Annotated in this window: 1 protein-coding gene; it reads right to left on the bottom strand. The window is 63.0% G+C overall.

The window, feature by feature from the left end; genetic code table 11:
- Positions 1-3,400: autotransporter-associated beta strand repeat-containing protein (locus tag EN994_RS23515; protein WP_206530472.1), on the bottom strand; the 3,400-nt coding region annotated here is incomplete at both ends.

The raw sequence follows: 3,400 nt of genomic DNA, 5'->3' as shown, positions 1-3,400 counted from the left end.
GTCGAGCGTTCCTGGGATTGTAACGCCAATCGTGGCATTGGCGGCGCTCGAATTGCCGTGGAAGGACGTCCGGCGACCATGGCCGGTGATAGAAGCCGCACCGGACGATGTTTCGTCGTTGAAGTTGATGCGGCTTTGGGTAGTGACGATCGTCGCCGTTCCCGCCGACGCACTGCCATCGAAGCGCATCGTTGCGTTTGTTTCCATGACGATGTCGAGGCTCTCGGCGCTTGCATCATTGATGAAGCGGAGGTCACCGGCCTTGACATTCACCGGTCCGCTGCCCAGCGCGCCTGTCGTCGCCGCGGTGATGAATCCTGCCGAAACCGTCGTCCCACCGGCGTAGCTGTTGGCGCTCGAAAGCACCAGCCCGCCGGCCCCGGTCTTGGTGAGCGCGCCGGTCCCGGAGATGACGCCGTTCGCCGTCAGGTCGGCATCGGTCTGGAACGTCCCACCGCCGGCATCCAGGGTGACGTTGCGCGCCGTCGCGAACGCCGCCGTGTTCCGCAGCGTGCCGCCGTTGAATGTCAGGGCACCGCTTGCAGCGCCGAGATTGGCATCGGAAGAAACGGAAATAATCCCGCCTAGAAGCCGCGTGCCGCCCTGATAGCTGTTGCTGCCTTCCAGGACGAGCGTGCCGCCTTGCGTCTTGCTGACCCCGCCCGCGCCGGTAATCGTCGTCGCGATGGTGGCTGCCGTGCCGGCCAGCACGCGGATCTCGGCATTGCCATCGGCGCTGTCGGAACCATCTATCGCGAGCGTGCCGGAACCTTCCAGGCGGTAGCCGCTGTCGACGAATTGCAGGCCCTTGAAGCTTTGCGCTCCTTCGACGGCGATCGTGCCGCCGTCGAAGCCGCCCGGTTCGTTCTTGAACACCGCATGGTTTCCTGCCCAGGAGACGAGAGTATCGCCGCCCTGGTTCAGCCATTTTTCGTTCGTGGTGTTCCAGGTCCCGTCGCCGCCTTGCCAGTGCTGCAGCGTGTCGTCGCCGGCCGCTCCGATGAAGAGGTCGACATTGCCGCCGCCCGCCTGGATCTCATAGGCGGCCGGATCGGAAAGCGGCGGCTTCGTGCCGATCTCCAGGCCGTTGTCGGTAAGGCTGCCGCCATAGGTCATCAGCCGGTAATAGCCGAGGCCCGCCGTGCCATCGGCCACGTCGCCGCTCTGCGCAAGATTGAGCGTACCGTCGAGCGTCAGATTGCCACTCACCCCGATGCGGTCGCTTATCCCCGGAGAGCCGGTTGAACCGCCTGGATTGCCGAATTCGTAATCGAGAATCGACCCTGAAGAGAGGCCCAGATTTCCGGCAACCGTCAGCGTACCCACCGAATTGCCTGGCGCGATATGCCCGCCATCGGCAACCGTCGTCGTGCCCACCGTGCCCGAGCCACCGAGCGTGGCGCCGTCCTCGACATTGATCGTGCCACCGAGGAAGCCGGCACTGGCATGGTTCCCGACAAGAAGCGTGCCGCCTGCAACAGTGGTGGCACCGGTGAAGCTGGAACTGTCCGCGGCCAAAACGGTCGTGCCGCTTTCATGGAGGATGGTCCCCAAGCCGGTCAGGGAAGGGGTGAAAATCAGATCGGACCCATCGGGATTTCCCAGATGATTGAACACAACCGTGCCTGTGCCAGCGCCAAAAGCTATCGATGCCGCATCAACCGTGCCGGCGGCCTTCGCCACTTCCCCACTTGCCGCACCGATGTTGAGCGTTCCGAATGATCCTGGCTGGGCCGCCAACCCAACGATAGCAGGACCCCCGGCAAGCGAAACCTGTCCGCCCTCCGACAGAGTCAGCGTGCCCTTGCCCAAGACGCCAACGGCAATGATGGAGTCGCCTGTCCAAACCGACCCGGGGCCCGTAATATTCACAATTCCGGTGGCTTGAGCATCCCAACCAACAATGGCGTTGTTGCCGCTGGAAACCTGCCCGCCATTTTCAATGCTGAGCGATCCATTGCCAAAGAGACCAACTGCGATGGCATCAACGAGTGTCCAACCCGAATCATTTCCGGAAATCACCGCGGAGCCAGTGCTGCCCGCGCCATACGCCACAACTCCCGAATCGTTGAAAACCTGACCGCCATTCTCGACGATCAAGCTCCCTTTCCCTTTGGAATCCCCATTGGAATCCCCGACCCTAAGGACGTCGGCAGTCCAGGTGGCCGACCCTGAAACTCTTGCGGTTGCCCCCTCGTCCGGATCAGTTCCGTCAGTAGCAATGATCCCGGTAAAAGAGGTGAGCTGAGTGTCGATGTCGAGCGTGCCCCCCATGACGCCCAGGTTGCCCGCGAGGTCGGAAGCGTCGCCTGACAGCGTCAGCGTACCGGCGCCGGCCTTGCCGAAATGGCCGGGGCCGGTAATGGTCCCGGCATAGGTACCGTCGCTCGCCTGGTCGAAGACGACGGCGCCGGTGTTCACGCCTGAGAAGGTGAGATTGCCGCCGAAGCTGTTGGTGTCGCCGACCAAGGTGCCTTGATCGATGGTCCAGTCCTGCGCACCCGTGCCGGTCAGGGTAACGGTATTCGTCCCGGCCTTGTTAAAGCTCGTGAAGCCGACGAACTCGTCACTCGCGCCTACCGTGGCCGTATTCACGAGCTTCGAGACATTGAAGGCCGGTGTGGAAGGCAGCGTGTCATAGTCCCCGAGCATCAATGAGCCGGTCGCGCCACTCTCCACCACGACATTGCCGGTGATAATCGAGCCGTTTCGCAGGGAAAGCGTGTTGACGCCGCCGGTGAAGGTGATGGCGTTAGCCCGGCCAAAGAAAGAATCTCCCCCAGTAATCTCCCCAACGTTAAGCACCGCCAAATTGGCCCCAACGATGCCGGTACCACCGTTTCCATTGCTGGGCGTCAGGGGAATATAGCCGGGGGCGCCGCCACTGCCGGTTCCGCCAGCAGGGCCGTTAGAGCCGCCGGCATGGCCACCGTTGCCCTCGCCGCCAATGATCACTCCGCTGTTAAAAACCGTCCCACCATTTCTGAGGTCGATCGCTGCACCGGCGGATGCAGAAACCCCGGCGCGGCCACCGGTAATGCGACCGTCGTTGACGATGCTGCCAGAATCTCCCATCACAATGGCTGTTCCGCCGGTGGCTAAAGCCCCGCCCGTGCCACCGAGGACATCGCCATGGTTGGTCAAGTCGCCGCCGGCGTTCAAAACAATGCCCGCACCACCACCACCGCCGAAATTGGCGCCAGGATTGCCACCGTTTCCGCCAGCAACGGTGGCCGAGCTTTCAACAGTGATGGCGCCGTTGTTCAGAAGCACCATGCCGGCGCCCCCGCCCCCGCCGCCGCCGCCGCCGGCAAACGGGCCATTGCCATTGCCATCGCCGCCATCGCCGCCATGAACATCAGCCGTCACGGAAATTGCCGGGTTCACCTCTTCATTACGC

The sequence above is a fragment of the Mesorhizobium sp. M7A.F.Ca.CA.002.09.1.1 genome (assembly GCF_003998555.1).
In the GTDB taxonomy this organism is placed as follows: Bacteria; Pseudomonadota; Alphaproteobacteria; order Rhizobiales; family Rhizobiaceae; genus Mesorhizobium; species Mesorhizobium ciceri.
The sequence above is the reverse complement of the archived record's forward strand: the minus strand, read 5'-3'. Positions and strand labels throughout refer to the sequence as shown.